The 22,839-nt window shown below is 59.9% G+C and carries 19 protein-coding genes and 3 tRNA genes; 12 read left to right on the top strand and 10 right to left on the bottom strand.

From position 1 onward, the window contains the following. Positions 1-126: 126 nt before the first annotated feature. The 7 genes from ACA054_RS17590 to ACA054_RS17560 all read right to left on the bottom strand — a co-directional run bounded on the left by ACA054_RS17590 (position 127) and on the right by ACA054_RS17560 (position 8,602). Positions 127-1,542, bottom strand: coding sequence for a sigma-54 interaction domain-containing protein (locus ACA054_RS17590; protein ID WP_497685383.1), 1,416 nt, complete (start codon positions 1,540-1,542; stop codon positions 127-129). Between the two features lie 137 nt (positions 1,543-1,679). Next, the gene (locus ACA054_RS17585) at positions 1,680-3,257 is read right to left on the bottom strand and encodes an ABC transporter ATP-binding protein (protein WP_497685382.1); all 1,578 of its coding nucleotides are present in this window, start codon (positions 3,255-3,257) and stop codon (positions 1,680-1,682) included. A gap of 14 nt (positions 3,258-3,271) precedes the next feature. Beyond that, the gene (locus ACA054_RS17580) at positions 3,272-4,294 is read right to left on the bottom strand and encodes an ABC transporter permease (protein WP_497685381.1); all 1,023 of its coding nucleotides are present in this window, start codon (positions 4,292-4,294) and stop codon (positions 3,272-3,274) included. Next, positions 4,294-5,352, bottom strand: a complete 1,059-nt coding sequence (locus ACA054_RS17575) for a microcin C ABC transporter permease YejB (protein WP_497685380.1) — start codon at positions 5,350-5,352, stop codon at positions 4,294-4,296. Before ACA054_RS17575 ends, ACA054_RS17580 begins: the two co-directional genes overlap by 1 nt. Then, complete coding sequence (locus ACA054_RS17570; RefSeq protein WP_497685379.1) at positions 5,352-7,220, bottom strand: extracellular solute-binding protein; 1,869 nt, start codon at positions 7,218-7,220, stop codon at positions 5,352-5,354. Before ACA054_RS17570 ends, ACA054_RS17575 begins: the two co-directional genes overlap by 1 nt. A gap of 135 nt (positions 7,221-7,355) precedes the next feature. Further along, on the bottom strand, positions 7,356-7,637 hold the full coding sequence (locus tag ACA054_RS17565; protein ID WP_497685378.1) for a peptidylprolyl isomerase: 282 nt from the start codon (positions 7,635-7,637) through the stop codon (positions 7,356-7,358). 83 nt (positions 7,638-7,720) lie between these two features. Further along, complete coding sequence (locus ACA054_RS17560) at positions 7,721-8,602, bottom strand: esterase/lipase family protein (protein WP_497685377.1); 882 nt, start codon at positions 8,600-8,602, stop codon at positions 7,721-7,723. Between the two features lie 377 nt (positions 8,603-8,979). Here ACA054_RS17560 and ACA054_RS17555 point away from each other — a divergent pair, with 377 nt between their 5' ends. Continuing rightward, positions 8,980-10,284 (top strand): IS4 family transposase, encoded by a 1,305-nt coding sequence (locus ACA054_RS17555; RefSeq protein WP_497690236.1) that lies wholly within the window; start codon positions 8,980-8,982, stop codon positions 10,282-10,284. An 820-nt stretch (positions 10,285-11,104) separates the two neighbouring features. Here the strand turns inward: ACA054_RS17555 and ACA054_RS17550 are convergent. Further along, positions 11,105-12,181 (bottom strand): 3-deoxy-7-phosphoheptulonate synthase, encoded by a 1,077-nt coding sequence (locus ACA054_RS17550; RefSeq protein WP_497685376.1) that lies wholly within the window; start codon positions 12,179-12,181, stop codon positions 11,105-11,107. Between the two features lie 637 nt (positions 12,182-12,818). Between ACA054_RS17550 and ACA054_RS17545 the strand changes: the two genes are divergently transcribed. The 10 genes from ACA054_RS17545 to ACA054_RS17500 all read left to right on the top strand — a co-directional run bounded on the left by ACA054_RS17545 (position 12,819) and on the right by ACA054_RS17500 (position 20,026). Further along, entirely contained in the window at positions 12,819-13,295 is a 477-nt protein-coding gene (locus ACA054_RS17545) for a GNAT family N-acetyltransferase (RefSeq protein ID WP_497685375.1), read from the top strand. Positions 13,296-13,423: 128 nt separating this feature from the next. Beyond that, entirely contained in the window at positions 13,424-14,065 is a 642-nt protein-coding gene (gene gacA / locus ACA054_RS17540; protein ID WP_008015884.1) for a response regulator transcription factor GacA, read from the top strand. A 2-nt stretch (positions 14,066-14,067) separates the two neighbouring features. Next, positions 14,068-15,891 carry an excinuclease ABC subunit UvrC gene (gene uvrC / locus ACA054_RS17535; RefSeq protein ID WP_497685374.1) on the top strand — a complete coding sequence of 608 codons (1,824 nt, stop codon included), beginning with the start codon at positions 14,068-14,070 and terminating at the stop codon, positions 15,889-15,891. Between the two features lie 33 nt (positions 15,892-15,924). Continuing rightward, complete coding sequence (gene pgsA, locus ACA054_RS17530) at positions 15,925-16,485, top strand: CDP-diacylglycerol--glycerol-3-phosphate 3-phosphatidyltransferase (protein ID WP_497685373.1); 561 nt, start codon at positions 15,925-15,927, stop codon at positions 16,483-16,485. A 63-nt stretch (positions 16,486-16,548) separates the two neighbouring features. Then, positions 16,549-16,624, top strand: a tRNA-Gly gene (locus ACA054_RS17525). Positions 16,625-16,669: 45 nt separating this feature from the next. After that, a tRNA-Cys gene (locus tag ACA054_RS17520) sits at positions 16,670-16,743 on the top strand. Between the two features lie 201 nt (positions 16,744-16,944). Beyond that, positions 16,945-17,370, top strand: a complete 426-nt coding sequence (locus ACA054_RS17515; RefSeq protein WP_497685372.1) for a LexA family protein — start codon at positions 16,945-16,947, stop codon at positions 17,368-17,370. After that, positions 17,363-18,640 (top strand): translesion error-prone DNA polymerase V subunit UmuC, encoded by a 1,278-nt coding sequence (umuC, locus tag ACA054_RS17510; RefSeq protein ID WP_497685371.1) that lies wholly within the window; start codon positions 17,363-17,365, stop codon positions 18,638-18,640. Before ACA054_RS17515 ends, umuC begins: the two co-directional genes overlap by 8 nt. Positions 18,641-18,884: 244 nt before the next feature. After that, positions 18,885-18,971, top strand: a tRNA-Leu gene (locus tag ACA054_RS17505). A 281-nt stretch (positions 18,972-19,252) separates the two neighbouring features. Continuing rightward, the gene (locus tag ACA054_RS17500) at positions 19,253-20,026 is read left to right on the top strand and encodes a ParA family protein (protein ID WP_497685370.1); all 774 of its coding nucleotides are present in this window, start codon (positions 19,253-19,255) and stop codon (positions 20,024-20,026) included. An 825-nt stretch (positions 20,027-20,851) separates the two neighbouring features. Here ACA054_RS17500 and ACA054_RS17495 read toward each other — a convergent pair. Both ACA054_RS17495 and ACA054_RS17490 read right to left on the bottom strand, forming a co-directional pair. Then, positions 20,852-21,061 carry a hypothetical protein gene (locus ACA054_RS17495; RefSeq protein WP_497690328.1) on the bottom strand — a complete coding sequence of 70 codons (210 nt, stop codon included), beginning with the start codon at positions 21,059-21,061 and terminating at the stop codon, positions 20,852-20,854. Between the two features lie 93 nt (positions 21,062-21,154). After that, positions 21,155-21,991 (bottom strand): NAD(P)H-binding protein, encoded by an 837-nt coding sequence (locus tag ACA054_RS17490; RefSeq protein ID WP_497685369.1) that lies wholly within the window; start codon positions 21,989-21,991, stop codon positions 21,155-21,157. Between the two features lie 180 nt (positions 21,992-22,171). Here ACA054_RS17490 and ACA054_RS17485 point away from each other — a divergent pair, with 180 nt between their 5' ends. Continuing rightward, positions 22,172-22,819, top strand: a complete 648-nt coding sequence (locus ACA054_RS17485) for a TetR/AcrR family transcriptional regulator (RefSeq protein WP_497685368.1) — start codon at positions 22,172-22,174, stop codon at positions 22,817-22,819. The last annotated feature ends 20 nt before the right edge of the window (positions 22,820-22,839 follow it).

Raw genomic sequence — 22,839 nt, 5'->3', positions numbered from 1 at the left:
ATGGTGGAGGCCTCTTCGCGAGCAGGCTCGCTCCCACATTGGACCGCGTTTTCCTTGGCAACTCGATCTACTGTGGGAGCGAGCCTGCTCGCGATGGACTGTCTAGCAATGGAGATTCATGTCTCTTTATGGAGAATCGGCAATCCCCAACGCCACCATCTTCTTGTACAAAGTAGACCGCCCCAGCCCCAACCGCGCCGCCGCTTCAATTACCTTGCCCCCGCATTGCGCCAGGGCCGCTTCAATCAATTGCCGATCAAAGCGCTCCCGCGCGGCACTGAACGTCTCATGCTCCACCACTTCCACAGGCAACGGCGCCACGCGCTCAACCGGCGAAAAAGTCCCGATCGCAGCACGGATATCCACCACCGTCAGCCGCAGGTCATCACTGAGCAACGCCGCCCGCTCCAGCACATTGCGCAGTTCGCGAATGTTCCCCGGCCAGGCATGTTGACCCAGGAGTGCCAGCGCATCGCTGTTCAGTTCGTGCTGGCTGCGCAGTTCCTCAAGAATCGCTTCACTGAGGGCGGGCAGGTCATCGAGACGCTCGCGCAGCGGTGGAACCTGGATCGGCAGGACGTTGAGGCGGTAGTACAGGTCGGCGCGAAACTCGCCACGCTTGATCGCCGCTTCCAGGTCGGTCGAGGTCGCGGCGATCACCCGCACATCGCTTTGGATCACCTCGTTGGAACCGACCGGTTCGAATTCCTTTTCCTGCAGCACCCGCAGCAATTTGCTTTGCAGCGGCAATGGCATGTCGCCGATTTCATCGAGGAACAGCGTACCGCCCTGGGCGATCTGCAGTTTGCCAGCGCGGCCTTTGCGGTCGGCGCCGGTAAAGGCACCAGGGGCGGTGCCGAAGAATTCGGCTTCCAACAGGGATTCGGGAATCGCCGCACTGTTGATGCTGACAAACGCCTTGTGTGCTCGCGGCGACGCATTGTGGATCGCCTGTGCCAGCAATTCCTTGCCGGTGCCGGTTTCACCGAGCAGCAACACCGGCGAGTCGGTGCTGGCGCTGCGCCGGGCACGGCGCTTGACTTCCAGGCTGGCGGCGCTGGTGCCGATGAAGTGGGCAAAGTTGTACTTGGTCTGCCGCGCCCGCAGCAGCGAGCGCGTGGAAGCAAGTTCTTCCTGCATGCTCATGTAGCGCTTGAGCATCGGCGACAGGCTGCGCAACTCGTCGAACAAGGCAAAGCCAATGGCGCCGATCACCTCGCCGGCGTCGTCGTGAATCGGCAGGCGCATGACCACCAGCGGTTCCTTGGGGGTGTCCTGCATGTCGAGCAGAATCGGTCGGCCGGTGCGCACCACCTCGCGCAACAGGCTGCCGGGGATCACGCTTTCGCAGGCCTTGCCAATCGCGCCTTCGGCCGATGGCAGGCCGAAACGCTTGGCATAGCGCTCGTTCATCCAGACGATGTTGGCGTCGCGGTCGACGATCACCGTGCCTTCACTTGACTGCTCGATGATCTCGAACAGCGAGCGGATCGCCAGCAGGCGCACGCGCTGGTAGTCCTTGAGGCTTTCGGTGGTGTTCATGGGGGTTGATCCTGATTATGTGTTGCCTTTGCTGGCCCCTTCGCGAGCAGGCTCGCTCCCACAATTGATCTGTGTCGTTCACAAATCCAATGTGGGAGCGAGCCTGCTCGCGAAGGCCGCGACGCGGTCTGACGGGATTATGCCTGCCCCACATGCGCCGCCGCCAACAGCTCTTTGGTGTACGGATGCTGCGGCGATTCGAACACATCATGGCTGGCGCCGCTTTCGACCACCTTGCCGTCCTTGATCACGATCATGTCGTGGGCCAGGGCGCGCACCACCGCCAGGTCATGGCTGATGAACAGGTAGGTCAGCCCGTGCTTTTCCTGAAGCTGGCGCAGCAGGGCGACCACCTGCTTTTGCACGGTGCGATCCAGCGCCGAGGTCGGTTCGTCCAACAGGATCAGCGCAGGTTTCAACACCAGCGCCCGGGCGATGGCGATGCGCTGGCGCTGGCCACCGGAGAACTCGTGGGGGTAGCGATGCCGGCTTTGCGGGTCGAGCCCGACTTCCTGCAGCGCCCGGATCACTTCGGCGTTGCATTGCTCGGTGCTTAACTGACTATGCACCTCCAGGCCTTCGCTGATGATCTGCGCCACGGACATGCGCGGGCTGAGACTGCCAAACGGGTCCTGGAACACCACCTGCATTTTCTTGCGCCACGGCCGCAACTGCTTCTGCGTCAGGCCATCGAGCGCCTGGCCCTGGAAGCGAATACCGCCCTCGGAGTCCAGCAGGCGCAGGATCGCCTGGCCGAGCGTGGACTTGCCGGAACCCGATTCGCCGACGATGCCCAGGGTCTTGCCACGCTGGATGCTCAGGCTGATGCCGTCCACGGCCTTGAGGTAAGTCTTGCGTTGGAACAGTCCGCCACCGACGACAAATTGCACCCGCAGGTCGTGCACTTCCAGGACTTTTTCCCGTTCGTCCCGGGGCAGGGCTTCGCCTTCCGGCTCGGCGTTGAGCAGCACGCAGCTGTAAGGGTGTTTCGGTGCGGTAAACATCGTCTCGCAGGTGGCTTGCTCGACTATTTCCCCGGCTTTCATCACGCAGACTCGCTGGGCAATGCTGCGCACCAGATTGAGATCGTGGCTGATCAGCAGCAACGACATGCCCAGTCGCTGCTGCAGCGACTTGAGTAGCAGCAGGATCTTGCGTTGCACCGTCACGTCCAGCGCCGTGGTCGGTTCATCGGCGATCAACAATTCCGGCTCGCAAGCCAGGGCCATGGCGATCATCACCCGCTGGCGCTGACCACCGGATAACTGGTGCGGATAGGCCTTGAGCCGCTCCTTGGGCTTCTGGATGCCCACCAGATGCAGCAACTCGAGAATCCGCGCTTGTGCCGCTTTGCCGGCCAGGCCCTTGTGCACCAGCAAGGTCTCGCCAATCTGCTTCTCGATACTGTGCAACGGGTTCAGGGAGGTCATCGGCTCCTGGAAGATCATCGCGATGCGATTGCCCCGCAGTTCGCGCAATTTGCGCGCATCGGCGCCCACCAGTTCCTGGCCGCGATAACGGATGCTGCCGGTCGTCTCGGTGCCGCATTCGGGCAGCAATTGCAGGATCGAGTGGGCCGTCACCGACTTGCCCGAACCCGACTCGCCCACCAGCGCCAGGCATTCGCCGGGGCGGATGTCCAGACACAGATTGCGCACGACTGTCTGGCCACTGAAGGCGACGCTGAGGTCACGAATTTCGATCAGGTTGCTCATATCAACAGTCCGCGTCACGAACGAGGGTCAAAGGCGTCACGCAATGCTTCGCCGATGAACACCAGTAGAGAAAGAATCAACGCCAGGGTGAAAAACGCCGTCATACCCAGCCAAGGCGCTTGCAGGTTCTGCTTGCCCTGACCAATCAGCTCACCCAACGATGCACTGCCGGCCGGCATGCCGAAACCGAGAAAATCCAGCGCGGTGAGGGTCGAGATGGCCCCGGTCAGAATGAACGGCAGGTAGCTCAATGTCGCGTTCATGGCATTAGGCAGAATGTGCCGCACAATCACCTTGCGGTCGGTCAAGCCCAGCGCACGGGCGGCCTTGACGTATTCCAGATTGCGCCCACGCAGGAATTCGGCACGCACCACGTCCACCAGGGCCAGCCAGGAAAACAGCGCCATGATCCCCAGTAACCACCAGAAATTCGGCTCGACGAACCCCGAGAGGATGATCAGCAGGTACAGCACCGGCAACCCGGACCAGACCTCCAGCAGGCGCTGACCGAGCAAGTCGACCCAGCCACCGTAATAGCCTTGCAGCGCGCCTGCGGCAATGCCGATCAGCGCGCTGACGAAGGTCAGCATCAAGGCAAACAGGATCGAAACCCGCGCGCCGAAAATCACCCGCGCCAACACGTCCCGCGACTGGTCGTCGGTGCCCAGCCAGTTCACATTCGAAGGCGGACTCGGGGCCGGTTGGTTCAGGTCGTAGTTCGGTGTGTCGTCGCTGAAGGGGATCGGCGGGAACAGCAGCCAGCCCCCATCCTTCTTGATCAGGTTCTGCACATAATCGCTGCGGTAATCGGCCTGGAAGGGTAGTTGCCCGCCAAATTCCTGTTCTGTGTAGCGCTTGAGCGCGGGGAAGTACAACGAGCCTTGATAGCTGACGACCAGCGGTTTGTCGTTGGCGATCAGTTCGCCACCCAGGGTCAGCAGGAACAGCCCGACGAACAACCACAGCGACCACCAGCCGCGGCGGTTTTTCTTGAAGCGCTCGAAGCGGCGTCGGCCTAACGGCGAAAGCTTCAGCATCAGGCGTTCCTCGCGGCGAAGTCGATCCGCGGATCGACCAGGGTGTAGCACAGGTCGCCGACCAGTTTTATCAGGAGGCCGAACAGCGTGAAGATGAACAGCGAACCGAACACCACCGGGTAGTCCCGTGACACCGCCGCTTCGTAGCTCATGCGCCCCAGGCCATCGAGGGAGAAAATCACTTCGATCAGCAGCGAGCCTGCAAAAAACACGCTGATAAAGGCCTGGGGAATTCCCGACACCACCAGCAACATGGCGTTGCGGAACACGTGGCCGTACAGCACCCGGCGTTCGCTCAAGCCTTTGGCGCGGGCGGTGACTACGTACTGACGGGTGATCTCGTTGAGGAACGAGTTCTTGGTCAGGATGGTCAGGGTCGCGAAACCGCCAATCACCAGCGCTGTCACCGGCAGTACCAGATGCCAGAAGTAATCGGCGATCTTGCCCAGGGTCGACAGCGACTCGAAATTGTCCGAGACCAGCCCGCGTACCGGGAACCAGTTCAGTGAGGTGCCGCCGGCGAACATCACGATCAGGAACATGGCGAACAGGAAGGCCGGCATGGCATAGCCGATGATGATCGCAGTGCTGCTCCAGACATCGAATTGGCTGCCGTGGTGCACGGCCTTGCGGATCCCCAGGGGAATCGACACCAGGTAGGTGATCAGCGTCGCCCAGAGCCCGAGGGAGATGGTGACCGGCATTTTTTCCAGGATCAGGTCGGTGACGGTGGCGCCGCGAAAGAAGCTTTTGCCGAAGTCCAGGCGCGCGTAACTGGTGAGCATCAGCCACAGGCGTTCGGGTGCCGGTTTATCGAAGCCGTATTGCTTTTCGATGTCCTTGATCAACTGCGGATCGAGACCGCGGCTGGCCCGGGAATGGCCCATGGTCTCGCTGGAGCTGCCACCGACGCCGCCACCGCCAATGCCCTGCAAATGCGCGATGGCCTGTTCCACCGGGCCACCCGGTGCGGCCTGGACGATGACGAAATTGACCAGGAGAATGATCACCAGTGTCGGGATGATCAGCAGCAGGCGCCGCACGATATAAGCCCACATCAATGCGGTCCTCCGGGTCTGCCACGACGGATGCGCTCGGCGGTCATTTGCTGGTTGGTCAGCGGCGTAGTGCTCATTTCCCACCAGCTCTCGATGGCTTCGTCATTGCTCGCCTGCACGTTCGGTATGCCGAAGCGATTCCACCACACGGTGGAGCTGCCCGGCGGGTAATAGTTGGGAATCCAGTAGTAGTTCCATTGCAGCACCCGGTCGAGCGCATGGGCATAGTGCAGCATGTCGGCCTGGGTGTTGGCGCGTATCAGGCCGTTGATCAGGGTGTCCACCGCCGGGTTCTTCAATACCATGTAGTTGTTGGCGCCGGGATCGTTGGCCGAGACCGAGCCGAAGTAGTTGATCAGTTCGCCCCCGGGAGAGGTGGTGACCGGATAGCCGGTGACAATCATGTCGTAGTCGCGGCTCATCAGGCGATTGACGTACTGCGACGAATCGATGCGGCGGATGTTCAGGTCGATGCCGATCTGTTTCAGGGTGCGCTTGTAGGGCAGGAGCAAGCGGTCCATGCCGTTCTGGCTGACCAGGAAGGTGAAGCTCAGTGGCTCGCCGTCGGCGTTCACCAGTTGATCGCCTTGGGGTTTCCACCCGGCCTGTTCGAGCAGGTCCAGGGCTTGCAACTGCTTGTCACGAATCAACCCGCTGCCATCGGTTTTCGGTGGTTCGAACACTTGGCTGAAGACTTCATCGGGGACCTGTCCACGCAAGGGTTCCAGAATCGCCAGCTCACCGGCATCCGGTAACTGCCGGGCCGCGAGGTCGGTATTGGAAAAGTAGCTCTGCTGGCGGATGTACAGGTTGCGCATCATCTGCCGGTTGCTCCATTCGAAATCCCAGAGCATCGCCAGCGCCTGGCGCACCCGGCGGTCCTGGAACATCGGCTTTTGCAGATTGAACACGAAACCCTGGGCCGATTGTGGCGCTTCGGTGGCCAGGTGAGCCTTTTGCAGGCGACCGTCGCTCAGGGCCGGGCTGTCATAGCCTATGGAGTATCCGGTGGCGGAAAACTCGCGGTTGTAGTCGTAGGCACCGCCGCGCAATACCTGGCGCGCGACATCGGTATCGCCGAAGTACTCGATGCTGAAACGGTCGAAGTTGTACAGCCCGCGGCTGACCGGCAGGTCCTTGCCCCACCAGTCGGGGTTGCGCTCGAAGGTGATGCTGCGCCCCGAATCGACCTTGCCGACCTTGTACGGTCCGCTGCCCAGGGGCGGTTCGTAACCACCGCCATCGGCAAAATCACGGCTCTTCCACCAGTGTTCGGGAAACACCGGCAAGGTCGCGATGTCCAGCGACAGGGTGCGGTTTTCGTTGTTCTTGAAGTCGAAGCGCACGGTCAATGGCGATTCGATTTCTACACCTTTGACGTCGGCGAACTGCGTGCGATAGCGCAGGCTGCCCTGGGTCATCAAAAGATCGAAGGTGTAGCGCACGTCCTGGGCAGTGATCGGCTTGCCATCGGCAAATTGCGCCTTGGGGTTGAGGTAGAAACGCAGGGACAGGCCATCGTCGGAGCGCTCCATTTTCTGCGCCACCAGGCCGTACACGGTGTAAGGCTCGTCCAGCGAGCGCTGCGCCAGGGGGGAGTAGAGCAGGCCATCGATCTGCGTCACGCCGATGCCCTTGTCTATATAAGGCAGGACGTGATCGAAATGCCCGATCTCGATCGCCGAACGCCGCATTGTCCCGCCCTTGGGCGCCTGCGGGTTGGTGTAGGCAAAATGGCTGAAGCCGGCAGGGTACTTGGCGGGCTCGCCGTATACGGTCAACGCATGTTGCGGTGCGGCATTCACACCGGCGGCGCCCAGGAGCAGGGCCACGGCAGTGAACAATAAAGTCGGGAAAGCCAGTCGCATTGTCAGCCTTAGAGCCGGGTGGTGGTTAACCACGATTTGTACGCTAGCGGCGCGTCCCTCGCCAGCCGTATTAAGTATCTGAAACACGACGGCCCACCAGAAGGCGGGCCGTTGCACAGCCAATCCAGGGGGCTATCAGTCCTGGCGGCTGGTCACTTCCAGCAGGTGGTAGCCGAACTGGGTCTTGACCGGACCTTGCACCACGTTGAGCGGTGCGCTGAAGACCACGGTGTCGAACTCCTTGACCATCTGGCCCGGGCCGAACGAGCCCAGGTCACCGCCCTGGCGGCTGGAAGGGCACGTGGAGTTGGCTTTGGCGACTTCGGCGAAGTCTGCGCCCGCCTCGATTTGGGCCTTCAGTTCGTTGCACTTGGTTTCGCTGGCAACAAGGATGTGACGGGCAGTGGCTTTGGCCATGGTAAAACTCTCCATTGAATGTACGGTAAAATGCTGAGCCTACCGGATTCAGTGGGCTATTTCTCCTCAAAGTTCCGTTGCCATTAAAGCCCGGCTTTTTTCAGGCGCTCGGCGTGCTGCACATAAAGATCAATCGGGTCAATGCGCTTTGTATTTTGACCGGTTGACGGGCGAAGGGTGCCCAGATGGTCCAGCGGATAGTCGGAGCGGATGATGGTGCCCAAGTGGGAGCTGTAACGCCCGACCAGGCCATCGTTCTGCAAGGGCTCGGTGGTGAAATAACGTGACAGCGCCCGCAGCAGGCCATGGAACGGGTCCACTGCGTCAAGACCTTCATCTCGCCGCTGTCCCTGCAGGATGCCACTCCAGGAATAGTAGCGCACGCCATTGACCTGTTCGCGGCCCTTGTCACCCCAGATCTTCGGCAAGCCTTGAGGATACTTCTGGTTGAATGCGCCCACGCCTTGCGTGGTCAGGGCGCTCAGGGCGGCGATGGCATTTGGCGGTATCCGACGCTTGCCACTGAGCAACGACAGGAGGTCGGCGAACAAGGTGGCAACGGTTTCGGCCACCGTCTCCGGCAGGTTGCCGGGCGTCAGTGCCTCGCGCAGCAAGTCGGCCAGTTCCGACCCGTGGTTCGGTCCGCTGACGGACGTCACCGAAGCAACCTTGCCTGGCGCTGTCGCGGCGGCATATCGTGCGGTCAACGCGCCTTGGCCGTGGCCGACCAGATTGACCTTGTGGGCGCCTGTGCCCTGCAGTACCCGCTGGATCTGCGCCAGAAGCTGTTCGCCGCGCACTTCGTTGCTGTGGGTGGCGGATACATGCGGGACAAACACGCTCGCCCCGGCGCACCGCAGGGCCTGCTTGACGTCGTGGAAGAGGTGCGCGCTGCCGATCCGCTCGAAGCCGAAAAGCCCGTGCACCAGCAGGATTGGATAATGAGTCTTTGCATTCCGTTGCATGTTCATTCCTTTTTCCAGGGTTCAAGAAAGTGACTTCAACGTCACTCTAAAGACTCCAACGCCGTAGCGATGCATGAAATAGCCGCTATGGTCTGGGGAAAAAGGCATAGGCACGGTACGAATGCTCGGAGGTGGATGTGGCCTTGGTCTTTAACTTCGCAGGGTTTTTGCGCGGGACTTGAGGGTGGATGGGCATGTATATAAGAATTGGATTGGGGGGATATCCATTGCTGCGGTAACGGCCACTTACGGTTTCGCCCTTACGGCCACCCCTTTCAAGGTCTTTGTTAAAATCCTCCAAAAACTCCGGTCAGGAAGACGAGACGATGTGGGCAGAGGTTTTAGCGCGGTTCGAGAAAAAAACACCGGCCAGTGTCATGGCCAAATTGGTGTTGGAGCAGGCCATTCCAGCTGAGTGGGTCGATCAGGTGTTCGAAGAACACCGTCAACGGCAGTACCCGCGCGAGCTTTTGTTTTCGACCATCGTTGAGCTGATGTCCCTTGTTTCACTGGGGTTGCGCCCTTCGCTGCATGCCGCCGCACGGCAGATGGATGATCTGCCCGTCAGCTTGGCGGCGCTTTACGACAAGGTCAGCCGCACAGAGCCCGCGCTGCTGCGCGCCTTGGTGAGCGGCAGTGCGCAGCGCCTGACGCCGACGATTGAGGAGTTGGGCTGTTCTGCCATTTTGCCCGGCTGGCAACTGCGGGTCGTTGACGGTAACCACCTGCCTGCCAGTGAAAAACGTCTGGATGCTTTGCGCCGTGAACGAGGTGCCGCGCGGCCTGGTTTTTCGGTCGTGGTTTACGACCCTGATCTGGACCAGGTCGTCGACCTCCAGCCCTGTGAAGATGCTTATGCCAGTGAGCGTGTCGGTGTGCTGCCGTTGCTGGAAAACGCCCGTGCCGGCCAGTTGTGGATGGCCGATCGACTCTACTGCACGCTCCCGGTCATGGAGGCCTGTGAAGACGCCGGGGCTGCCTTCATTGTTCGTGAGCCGAGTAAACATCCGCGCCTGTTTCAGGAAGGCGACTGGCAGGAACCTGTCGCGGTCGCGACCGGAAGCGTGCGTGAGCAAATCATCGAAGTGAAAGGTGGACGTCAGTGGCGGCGTGTCGAGCTGAATCTGCAAAAAGCTACCGAATCAGGCGACACCACGTTGTTGTTCTGGAGCAACTTGCCCGAGACCATCAGCGCTGAGCAAATCGCCGATTTGTACCGTCGTCGCTGGAGTATCGAAGGGATGTTCCAGCGCCTGGAGTCGGTGCTGGACAGTGAACTCGGAACCTTGGGCAACCCCAAGGCGGCCCTGCTCGGGTTTGCTTCGGCGGTGTTGGCCTACAACGTGTTGTCAGTGCTTAAGCGCAGCGTTGAGCAGGCTCATCGCCAAACGCAGCCAGAGGGATGGGAGGCTTCGATCTTCCACCTGACCGTGCAAGTGCGTAGCGGTTATGAGGGCATGCAGATCGCGTTGCCTGCAGATTACTTATCACTTCAATCGAGCTCAGAAACTACGGCACAGCGCCTGTTGGCGCTGGCCAGGAATATCAAGCCCAAACAGGTCGCCAAAAGCACACGCGGGCCCAAGGTGCCCAAGCCCAAGGAGTGGCTTGAAGGTAAGGCAGTGCATGCCCATGTGTCGACGGATCGGGTGCTCAAGGCCGCAAAAGTCAAAAGACCTTGAAAGGGATGGCCCTTACGGCGAGTCACTTTCGAAAAGCGCGAAAGTAACCAAAGCGCTCTTGCCCCACCACTCGGTGCCTCGCTAGGGCTCGGCATGCCCTCACTCCGGCATTGCTCCGTGGGTCGCCGCGATCGGCCATCCCTGGCCCAGCGCGGCTAAACCGGCGTCCTGCCGGTTTACCCACTACGCAATGCCTGCGTTCGGCCATCGTGGTTTAACGGGGCTCCCCAGATCAAAAACAAAAGCGAGGCGGCCTGACAGCCGACCTGACTTTTGCAGATACCCCCAATCCCTTGTGGGAGCGAGCCTGCTCGCGATGGACGTCAACGATAACGCGCCCTGTCTGGATGATCGTGTTGTCTAGACGTCCATCGCGAGCAAGCTCGCTCCCACAGTTGGATCGCGGACAAACCTGCAATCAGGTCGGCTTTAAGGCCGCCTCGCTCTGCTTTGGCTTTTGATTTTCTTGCCCCCTCGAGAGGCCGAGTGGAGGTTCTGCGCAGTGGGTAAACCGGCATGGATGCCGGGTTAGCCGCGCTGGGCCAAGGAGGGCCCATCGCGGCGGGCCCTGTAGGAGCGAGCATGCTCGCGATGGTCGTCAACGATGACGCTGGGCACCAGACACCCCACGGTGCTCTCAGGTCCATCGCGAGCAGGCTCGCTCCTACAGGTCGGGCGGCGTTCCGTGCTTCCAAGTGACTCGCTATAAAAGCGAAACCATAAGTGGCCGTTACCGCGGCAACGGATATACACCCAATCCAAATATGCACCTGCAGCCCCCAACCCATCTGCGCAAGAAGAAGGGTTGGCGCAGGACACGTCAGCGGTTTTCCTGTGTCCGTAGCCGCTCCGCCGCCTGGCGCAACAGCTGTTCTGTCCCGCTCCAACCCAGGCAGCCGTCGGTGACCGAAACGCCGTACTTCAGCGACGGGCTCAGCGGCTGGCAGCCTTCGAACAAATGACTTTCGACCATCATGCCGATCAGCGAGCGATCACCCTGCAGACGTTGTTCCAGTACGTCATTGAACACAGCGGGTTGGCGCAGCGGATCTTTACTGCTGTTGGCGTGGCTGCAGTCGACCATGATCCGGGCCGGGATCTTCAGTCGGGTCAAGTCGCCGTGCACGCGGGCAATGCTGGCGCGGTCGTAATTCGGGCCGTGATGACCGCCGCGCAGCACCAGGTGGGTGTCCGCGTTGCCCGGGGTCTGGATGATCGCGGGATGGCCCTGGCTGTCGACACCGAAATGGCGATGCGGGTGGGCGGCCGAGCGCATGGCGTCACAGGCCACGCCGACACCGCCGTCGGTGCCGTTCTTGAAGCCTACCGGCATGCCCAGGCCGCTGGCCATCTCCCGATGGATCTGCGATTCGGTGGTACGGGCGCCAATGGCCACCCAGCTCAGCAGGTCATCGAAGTAGCCCGCGGCCATGGGTTGCAGCAGTTCAGTCGCCACCGGCAAGCCGAGCATGAGCATTTCACGCATCAGCTCGCGGGACAGGGTCAGGCCGCCGGCCATGTCATCGCTGCCATCCAGGTGCGGATCGTAGGCCAGGCCTTTCCAGCCGACCGTGGTGCGAGGTTTTTCGACGTAGGCGCGCATCACCAGGAGCATCTGGTCGCTGACGTCGACGGCCAGGCGAGCCAGATTGTCGGCGTATTCGCGCGCTGATTGCGGATCATGGATCGAGCAGGGGCCGACGATGACCAGCAGGCGGGAGTCTTCACCGTCGAGGATCGCGCGAACCGCCTGGCGGTGAGCCGCGACTTGCCGGGCCAGGGCGTTGCTCAGTGGCAATTGTTGTTTGAGTTGCAACGAACTTGGCAGGCGCAGGGTCAGCGCTTCGTTGGCAGGGTTGAGGGTCGACAGTGGCAGAGCAGAGACGGACGAGTTCATGTTCAGGCTTCCTGGGCGGCGGCGGGTCGTTCCCGCGCGCTCGGCCCTACTGGGGTGTTCGACAATTGGCCGGATTGGCTGCGTGTGTGTGCTTGCCACCGGTGGGTGACCGATCGGAGGCGGCAGGCTGTCCCGAGCGGAGGGTGGTAAATCGCCAGGCGGTAAAACTGTCGTGACGGTAATAAGTGGCGTAGTTCATTTGTAAAATCCTCTTGATGGCGGTGTGTCGCTAAACGTGTCTGGAGCGAGTGGCGGCCCCAAAAAAACAAAACCCCCGGTCGGGAGGCCGACCGGGGGTTGAAAATTCTCTGGTGGCGACCCGTTTGAAGTGGGCGCCGTGTGGGTATCAGGCGCGCCAGTGGCTAAACCAATACCCAAAATAAAAACTTGCCGGAGCGCACACGTCGTTCACCCGGGCAGCCGCAACCGAGCGCGGGGCGCTGGCGGTACGAAGCGGTGGGCGGGCGTTGAACATGGTCGGTCTCCGATGAATGCACCGAGCTTACTAGAGGCCGGTACGAGGATTCAATCAGAAAATGCTATCGATCATCGACGGCGTTTTCTATCGCTTGAGTGCCCGTGAGGTTGTGACACACTCCTTGTTTTTTGAAAACGACGCACCGTCACAGGATCAAGCATGACGCCATTGCACGACGTTCGCCGGGGCTTGCCGGATGTTGATTGGCGCCCGGCGACGGACCACGACCTCGATTTCGCCCGGGACCTGACGTGCGTCAACATGCTGCGGTATTACATCCAGCACGATTTGTTGTGGCTGGACGAAGCCTTCGATGTCGCCTGGGCCGGACGTGACAACCGGGTGATTGTGCGCGGCGAGCGTCGACTGGGGTTCGTCAGCCTGAGTCGGGATGCCCGGGCGCTGTACATTCGCGAACTGCATATTGGCCAGGCGTATCGAGGGCAGGGTGCCGGTTCCTGGGCGATCGATCAGGTATTGGCACTGGCGTGCAGGGAGCAGCGCCCGGTCTTGCGCTTGACGGTTTTCGAAAATAACCCGGCGCGAACCTTGTACGAACGCAAGGGCTTGAAGGTGGTGGGCAGGGACGAGTGTTTCCTGCGCATGGAGCGCGACGTATCCGCTACGCCACGCTGAAACACGCTGCCGTCAGGCCCGAGAAGATGAATGGAAACTTTTTATATAACGCTTGGCGCTAGGTCTGCCAGATGCTTTTTGCTAAGGTGGCGGGCAATCCAAATAAGATCATATCGCGAGGTGTCTGCTTGATTAGGGTGCTAGTAGTCGATGACCATGATCTCGTTCGTACAGGCATTACGCGAATGCTGGCTGACATCGATGGCCTGCAAGTAGTCGGCCAGGCAGAGTCCGGGGAAGAGTCCCTGCTCAAGGCGCGCGAGTTGAAACCCGATGTGGTCTTGATGGACGTCAAAATGCCCGGGATCGGCGGTCTTGAAGCCACCCGCAAATTATTGCGCAGCCATCCCGACATCAAGGTCGTCGCGGTGACCGTGTGCGAGGAAGATCCGTTTCCCACGCGACTGTTGCAAGCCGGTGCAGCGGGCTATCTGACCAAGGGTGCCGGATTGCCGGAAATGGTCCAGGCCATCCGCCTGGTGTTTGCCGGGCAGCGCTACATCAGCCCGCAAATTGCCCAGCAACTGGCGATCAAGTCTTTCCAGCCGACCAACGATTCGCCCTTTGACGCCCTGTCGGAGCGGGAAATCCAGATCGCACTGATGATCGTCGGCTGCCAGAAAGTCCAGATCATCTCCGACAAGTTGTGCCTGTCGCCGAAAACCGTGAACACCTACCGATATCGCATTTTCGAAAAGCTTTCGATCAGCAGCGATGTCGAGTTGACGCTGTTGGCGGTGCGTCACGGCATGGTTGATGCCAGCCTCTGAAAATGACTGAAAAATTCGATCCAAGCGCCTTCCTGTCGACGGTCAGCGGGCGCCCCGGTGTCTATCGCATGTTCGACAGCGATGCGCGCCTGCTCTACGTCGGCAAGGCCAAGAATCTCAAGAATCGCCTGTCGAGCTACTTTCGAAAAACCGGCCTGGCCCCCAAGACAGCAGCGCTGGTCGCCCGTATCGCCCAGGTCGAAACGACAATCACGGCCAATGAAACCGAAGCCTTGCTACTTGAGCAGACGTTGATCAAGGAGTGGCGTCCGCCGTACAACATCCTGCTGCGCGACGACAAATCCTACCCTTACGTTTTTCTCTCCGATGGCCAGTTTCCACGCTTGAGCATCCACCGCGGGGCGAAGAAGGCCAAGGGCAAATACTTCGGTCCCTATCCGAGTGCCGGAGCGATTCGCGAAAGCCTGAGCCTGCTGCAAAAGACCTTTTTCGTTCGCCAATGCGAAGACAGCTATTACAAGAACCGCACGCGGCCTTGCCTGCAATACCAGATCAAGCGCTGCAAGGCACCTTGTGTCGGCCTGGTCGACCCACAGGTGTATGCCGAAGATGTGCGGCACTCGGTGATGTTCCTCGAGGGTCGCAGCAACGCGTTGAGCGACGAGTTGTCCGCGGCCATGGAAGAGGCGGCGATCAACCTCGAATTCGAGCGTGCCGCCGAACTGCGCGATCAGATTTCGCTGCTGCGCCGGGTTCAGGATCAACAGAGCATGGAAGGCGGCACGGGCGACGTCGATGTAATTGCGGCGTTCGTCAATCCGGGCGGCGCCTGTGTTCACCTGATCAGTGTGCGCGGCGGGCGAGTGCTGGGAAGCAAGAACTTCTTCCCGCAGGTGGGTATCGAAGAAGACGTGTCAGAAGTCATGGCGGCGTTTCTCGGCCAGTACTACATCAGCAGTCCCGAACGCGACTTGCCGAGCGAGCTGATCGTCAATGTGGTTCACGAAGATTTTCCGACACTGATCGCGGCCATTGACGAGCTGCGCGGTCGCGAACTGACCATCAGCCACCGGGTGCGCGGTACGCGTGCGCGCTGGCAGCAATTGGCGGTGACCAATGCTGAGCAGGCCCTGGGCGCGCGCCTGGCCAACCGGCAACACGTTGCTGCGCGTTTCGACGCCCTGGCAGAAGTGCTCAAGCTGGACGAGCCACCCCAGCGCCTCGAGTGCTATGACATCAGTCACTCCAGCGGGGAGGCGACCGTGGCCTCGTGCGTGGTGTTTGGCCCCGAAGGCCCGATCAAGTCCGATTACCGGCGCTACAACATCGAAGGCGTTACGGCGGGCGATGACTACGCCGCCATGCACCAGGCGCTGACCCGACGCTTCAGCAAGCTCAAGGACGGGGAGGGCAAGCTGCCGGACATCCTGCTGGTCGATGGCGGCAAGGGCCAGCTGTCGATGGCTCGCGACGTGCTCAATGAGCTGGCGGTCCCCGACCTGATCCTGCTCGGCGTGGCCAAGGGTGCGACGCGCAAGGCCGGTTTCGAAACCCTGTACCTCAACGACGCCGCCCACGAATTCACCTTGCGCGGTGATTCCCCCGCGCTGCATCTGATCCAGCAGATTCGCGACGAAGCCCACCGTTTTGCGATTACCGGGCACCGCGCGCGACGCGGGAAAACCCGGCGCACCTCGACCCTTGAAGGCGTTGCCGGGGTCGGGCCGACACGTCGCCGCGATTTGCTCAAACATTTTGGTGGATTGCAGGAGCTGTCTCGTGCCAGCATCGAAGAGATCGCCAAAGCCCCCGGGATCAGTAAAAAGCTCGCAGAGTTGATTTATGCCAATCTGCACAGCGAGTAGAATGCCCCCCTCACCTCGTAGCCAGTTGTGCCGATGAATATCCCTAATCTGATTACCGTTCTACGTGTCCTGCTCATACCGATCTTCATTTTGCTGTTCTACCTGCCTTACCACTGGAGTTACCTGGCGTCAGCCTCGGTCTTCGCCTTCGCCGCCGCCACTGACTGGCTGGACGGGTACCTGGCCCGACGCCTGGAACAAAGCACGCCGTTCGGGGCCTTCCTCGACCCGGTGGCCGACAAGCTGATGGTCGCCGTCGCCCTGGTGTTGCTGGTACAGGAACACGGCAACCTGTGGCTCACGCTGCCGGCTGCCGTGATCATCGGTCGCGAGATCGTGGTCTCGGCCTTGCGCGAATGGATGGCCGAACTCGGTGCCCGTGCGCACGTGGCCGTGTCGAACCTGGGAAAATGGAAAACCGCCGCGCAAATGCTGGCGCTGGTGATCCTGCTGGCCAATCCATCGGATTTCAGCTTTTGGGTCCTGTTGGGATACGCCTTGCTGATGGTCTCCGCAGGCCTGACATTGTGGTCCATGGTTCAGTACCTGCGGGCTGCCTGGCCGCATCTGAAGACTGACGTGCAAAAGAAATAAAACTTTTTTGAATCAAGGGGTTGACGGGGCTTCTGGATTCTATAGAATGCGCCACACCAAGACGCGGGAATAGCTCAGTTGGTAGAGCACGACCTTGCCAAGGTCGGGGTCGCGAGTTCGAGTCTCGTTTCCCGCTCCAAGTTTTACGCATTTGATGTCGCGCTACTGACAACAGATGTTTTGAGGCCGAGTAGCAAAATGGTTATGCAGCGGATTGCAAATCCGCCTACGCCGGTTCGATTCCGACCTCGGCCTCCACTATAAACAACCCCGCAGATCGAATGATCTGCGGGGTTTTTTATTGGTCTCAGGAAAGTGGTGTGTTCCGCAATTGTTAGGCGGCGCGAAAGTCGTCCGCACATAACTTACCCGCCCATCAGGTATTTCCTACAAAAAAATTGACCGCAAGGCCTTCTGGTCGTTAACTGTATATTCGTACAGTATTGGAAGTCGTGCGTCATGAGCTTTGCAATTTTAGGACCTATTGCCCAGGGTGGTCGGAAACTGCCGCTCTGTCTGTTCCAGGTGCCGGCAGGTTTTCCATCGCCGGCAGCGGATCACATCGAGGCGCACATCTCTCTGGATGAAGTGCTGAACATCCGCGCACCGCACGTCTACCTGGTATCGATCACCGGGGAGAGCATGCAAGGGGCGGGAATTTTCGAGGGTGATCTGGCGGTAGTGGACCGCTCGCTTGAACCGGCTCATGGCCATATCGTCGTTGCATTGCTGAACAACGATCCGGTTTGCAAGCGCCTGTGCATTCGGGGAAAGGACGTGATCCTGCTGTCGGAGAACCCCAAATACCCCCCGCGGTATGTTCTGGAAAGTGACGAGCTGTCGATCTGGGGTGTGATCACGGGCAGTGTGCGCAGCCATGTCTAAGCCAGCGCCGGTCTACGGTCTTATCGATTGCAACAGCTTCTATGCCAGTTGCGAGCGGGTGTTTCGCCCGGACCTGGCCAAGGTCCCGATCGTCGTCCTCTCGAACAACGATGGCTGCGTTATCGCACGCAGCTACGACGCGAAGCCTTTCGTGAAAATGGGTGAGCCGTATTTCCAGATAAAGAACAAACTTCGACAGCAGGGCATTGTCGCCTTCTCATCGAACTACGCCCTGTATGGCGATATGAGCGAACGGGTGATGACGCTAATCGAGTCGATGGTGCCAGCGGTCGAGGTGTATAGCATCGATGAGGCTTTCGCCGACCTGTCCGGTATCGAAGGGCTGGACGTTCTCGGTCGACGGATTCGCAGCCAGGTGCTGCGGTGCACCGGTATCCCGGTCGGCGTTGGCATCGCTCCCACCAAGACCCTGGCCAAGTTGGCCAACCACACGGCTAAACGCTTGCAGGCCCAGACTGGCGGTGTCGTGAATATCTGCGACCCGGCAAAGCGAGATTGGGTACTGCGCAACACCGACGTGGGTGAAGTGTGGGGCGTGGGCAGGCGCATGAAAATGCACTTGAACGCGCTGGGCATCAAGTCAGCCATGGACCTGGCCAAGGCGGATGCCTGGTCGCTGCGCAAACACTTCAGCGTGGTGATCGAGAAGACCGCCCGGGAACTGGCGGGCACGCCGTGCCTGGAGCTGGATGAGCCGGACCCGCCGAAGCAGGAGATCTGCTGCAGCCGAATGTTCGGCATGAGGCTGAAGGAACTCCCACCTATCAAGGAGGCGGTCGCCACCTACATGATGCGTGCCTCGGAAAAGCTCAGGGCGCAGAATTCTCTGTGCAAGAAGATCAGGGTCAGTATCCGTACCGGCATGTTCAACCCCGAGGAAGCCAAATACGCGAACGGTGTGGTGGTGGATTTGCCGTATCCAACCGATGACCTGCGTCTGCTGACCAGGACGGCCGTCGATGCGCTTGATCGAGTATTCCGCCCCGGATTCGCCTATAGCAAAGCGGAGGTTATGCTGCTGAACCTGTGCCAGCCAGGCGAGTACACGGATGATCTGTTTGCCACCTCGCAACCGGCCGAGGCAAGCCGCGTCATGGCGGTGCTGGATCAGATCAACGGAAGGTGGGGAAGGGGCACCCTTCGATCCGCCAGTGTTCCGACCCATCCCGATTGGGGTATGCGCCGGGAAATGATGAGCCAGAGCTATACCACGAAGCTGGACCAGCTTTGGAGGGTCGCGTGTGTTTGATCAGGTAGTTTGAGCTTGCCGGTTGGCCGTTTCGAACAATGGGTAATATTGTCGATTTCAAGCTGCAAAGGCTGCAGGGTTGCTATCGATCTTGCCCAGCGCTGTAGAAAAGCTCTGTAGATCCATGATTTAAAGAGCTTTTTTTGTCACAATCGGCTCGATCCAGTTTGCGAAAAACATCGTCGCAAACTTGCTTCACCCGGACGGGATGTATATATTCCCCCCTCTGCTTCACCGCGCTACCGCCCGAATGGCGAAACTGGTAGACGCATGGGACTTAAAATCCCCCGCTCGTAAGGGCGTGCCGGTTCGATTCCGGCTTCGGGCACCATCTAAAATCAAGGGTTTGCGGGCGAAAGCTGATGCAAACCCTTGTTTGTTTCTGACGTTTAAAAAAGCTTTGAAAGCGCCATGAAGGACTCTTTGATCATTCGCGGCAAGCCGCGGCTTCGAAAAAACTGACCAAGCTTCAAACTGGCAGCCCATCGCTCTAATCCGCGGCTTGCGCCCATCACTGTCGTAAAACTGTAATGATTCGGTCATACAATTGACACGGCTTCTTACACTTTCCTTCAGTTGGCCTTTGGCCTTTTTCATGGATGAGCAAGTCCCATGCGTCGTGTCGTATTCAATCAGAAAGGCGGTGTTGGAAAATCCAGCATTGCCTGCAACCTTGCCGCTGTGAGTGCTGCCGAGGGGTACCGGACGCTGCTGGTTGATCTCGATCCCCAGGCCAATTCGACTCACTATCTCACCGGCCTGATGAACGAAGACATTCCTGCGGGCATCGCCGATTTTTTCAAACAGACCTTGTGCGGCGGTTTCGAAGGCAGGAAGAATCGCGTGAACATCACCAGGACGCCTTACGCCAATCTCGACCTGGTGACCGCCAGCCCTGAGCTGTCTGACCTGCAGTCAAAACTCGAGAGCAAGTTCAAGGTCAACAAGTTGCGCAAGCTGCTGATTGAACTGTCTGAGGACTATGAGCGCATCTATATCGACACACCGCCGTCACTGAATTTCTACACATTCAGCGCCTTGGTGGCTGCGGACAGATTGCTGATTCCGTTCGACTGCGACAGCTTTTCTCGCCAGGCAATGTATCGCGTCATCGCACAGGTAAAAGAGCTGCGTCTTGATCACAATGAGTCACTGACAGTGGAAGGGGTGGTGGTCAACCAGTTCTCCGGACACACCGGACTGCACCAGCATCTCGTGGATGAGCTGTTGGCCGAAGGGATACCTCTGCTACCGGTTTACCTGAGCAGCTCGGTCAAGATGCGCGAGTCTCACGAAGTGTCGGTTCCCCTTGTCCATCTTGCTCCTCGCCATAAGCTTTCGCTGGAGTTCGCCAACTTGCTGGATGCTCTGGAGCGAGCGGCTTAGGAGAGTTCTTCGCACAGGGCGCAGGTGCATATTTGGATTGGGTGTATATCCGTTGCTGCGGTAACGGCCACTTATGGTTTCGCTTTTACAGCGAGTCACTTGGAAGAGCCCCAAGTAACCAAGGGCTCTTGCCCCTGGCGTTCGGTGCCTCGCTGTGGCTCGGCATGCCCTCGCTCCGGTCCTGCTCCGTGGGCCCGGCGCCATCGGCCATCCATGGCCGGCGGCGCCTAACCCGGCATCCATGCCGGGTTGCCCACTGCGCAGAACCTCCACTCGGCCTCTCGAGGGGGCAAGAAAATCAAAAGCCAAAGCAGGCGAGGCGGCCTGACAGCCGACCTGATTGCAGGCTTGTCCGCGATCCCCTGTGGGAGCGAGCCTGCTCGCGAAAAACGTCCAGACAACGTGTTCATTCAGACAGGGCGCGTTATCGTTGACGTCCATCGCGAGCAGGCTCGCTCCCACAGGGGATTGGGGGGATTTGCCAAAACCAGGTCGGCTATAAGGCCGCCTCGGCTTTAGATTTGGGCGCCCCGTTAAACCACGATGGCCGAACGCAGGCATTGCGCAGTGGGGGAACCGGCAGGACGCCGGTTTAGCCGCGCTGGGCCAGGGATGGCCCATCGCGGCGACCCACGGAGCAATGCCTTCGTTACGGCATGCCGAGCCACAGCGAGGCACCGAGTGGTTGGGGCAAAGCCTTTTGCTTACTTTTCGCTGGGCCGGCATTCCGGCGTTTGGAAAAGTGAGTCGCCGTAAGGGCGAAACCCTAAGTAGCCGTTACCGCAGGAATGGATATGTACGCCAAAAAAAGGGTTGGCCGCCTCGCTATTCCTGTTTGTCCTCACTGCTCAAATTTGCCTTGCGCCGATCGCTGCCGTTAGGGTTGCCGACATCGATCAGTCTTCTTTCCAGCAGAATGGTCTGCAGGGCCTCGCGGTCTGATGGGGTCATTTGATGCTCTCTCTCCTTGAGTTCAAGCAGGATCGGGCTGGACCACTGCCGATAGGTTTGTTCGGCATTACGAGTGGATGACATCGCTTCCTCCATGGGCTGATTTCCGCCAATCAAGACGCCTCGGTTCGATACGCAAAGTGACCCTAGCCGAGGAAGGCCATTGTTGCCAATGCCTCACATCGGACGAGCCCAGGCACCCTCGGCAGCGGTGCGCCGGACGTAGTCGCTGAAGTCCCGCGCCGGCCGACCCAACGCTCGTTGCACGCCGTCGGCGATCGCTGTGTTGCGGCCATCGAGTACGGTGGTGAACAGGTACATGACCAGGTCGATCAGCGGGGGCGCAAGGTGTTGCTGTTCCAGCGCCTGGCGATACTTTTCGGCCGGTACGGGTATGAAGCCGATGTCGCGGTTTGTCGCGCGGGCAATCTCGGCCACAGCCTCGGCGAAAGTCAGCGCTCGTGGCCCGGTCAATTCATAGAGCTCACCTGAGTGCCCGGGTTGGGTCAGTGCTGCGACGGTGACGTCGGCAATGTCCTCTGCGTCGACAAAAGGTTCCGCGACAGGGCCGACGGGCAGGGCCAGTTCGCCTTGCAGGATCGGCTCGAGAAAGTGCGCTTCGCTAAAGTTCTGGCAGAACCAGCTGGCCCTCAGGATTGTCCAGTCGACGCCACTGTTCTGCACCACGCTTTCGGCCTGTTGTGCCTCCATCTCCCCGCGGCCCGACAATAACACCAACTTGCGTACGCCCTGTTGAACGGCCTGGTCGGTGAATGCCTGGATGCACTCCAGCGCGCCTGGCACCGCAAGGTCGGGTTGATAACAGACGTAGGCCGAGTGAACACCTTCAAGCACCGCGGCCCAGGTCGATCGATCCTCCCAGTCAAAGGCCGGGTTCGACCCACGGCAACCCTGGCGAACGGGCAAGCCGAGCGCTTGCAGGCGTTGAACGATGCGCCGGCCGGTTTTACCCGTCGCGCCGAGAATCAGCATGGGTTCTTGAGAGGTTTTCATCGCGTTCATCTCCAGTCACTAATGTGAGTGATGCTCATGTTTAAAAGATGATAAACCCTCATGTTTTTCCGTCAATCGACCGAAGCGCAAAACCGACGTATGGATGCCACCCTGTTGGGTCCGCCTGCGCGCAATGCTAAGGTGAGTCATTGTCATGTTTTTGATCGGAGAGGCAGCCACGTGCCAGACAAAACCACTGAAGTGTCCCAGCAGGTGCCGAGTCGACGCGTTCCTGCGCAACAACGCAGCCGCGAGCGTCAGGAGCGCATTCTGGCGGTGGCCACGGAGTTGATTGCGAGCAAAGGCAGCGATCAGGTGAAGATGAGTGAAATCGCCGGGCTGTCGCAGATTTCGATTGGCTCTCTGTACCAGTACTTCCCCGACAAAAGCTCGATCGTTCGCACCTTGGCCGAACGCTATAACGCCCAGAGTCGCCGCTGTATCGAGGAGGCGCTGGGTGCGGTCGAGGATGTGCAAGGGTTGCAAGCGGCCTATTCGGCGCTGCTCGATCAGTATTACGAGATCGTCCTGGCGACACCGGCCATGCGTGACATCTGGTCGGGCATGCAGGCCGACAAGCAGTTGCTTGAGCTGGAATTGCAAGAGAGTCGAATCGCCGGCGCCATGCTTGCCCAGGCTATGCTGCGGGTAGCACCAAGGGCCGACGCTCAGCGACTGGCGGATGCGGCTTTCTTGATCTGGCACCTGGGAGAAGCGACCATGAGGCTGGCCATTTCATCCGGGCCTGAGGAAGGCCGCAGGCTGGTGGAGTCCTTCAAGCGCATGTCGCTGCAGGAAGTCCTCGGGCTGGTGCAGAAGAAGCGTTGAAGAGACGTGCAGGGTAACAA

The organism is Pseudomonas sp. LBUM1653, from assembly GCF_059716115.1.
Note: the sequence above shows the minus strand (reverse complement) of the source record. Positions and strands in the feature narration are given on the sequence as shown.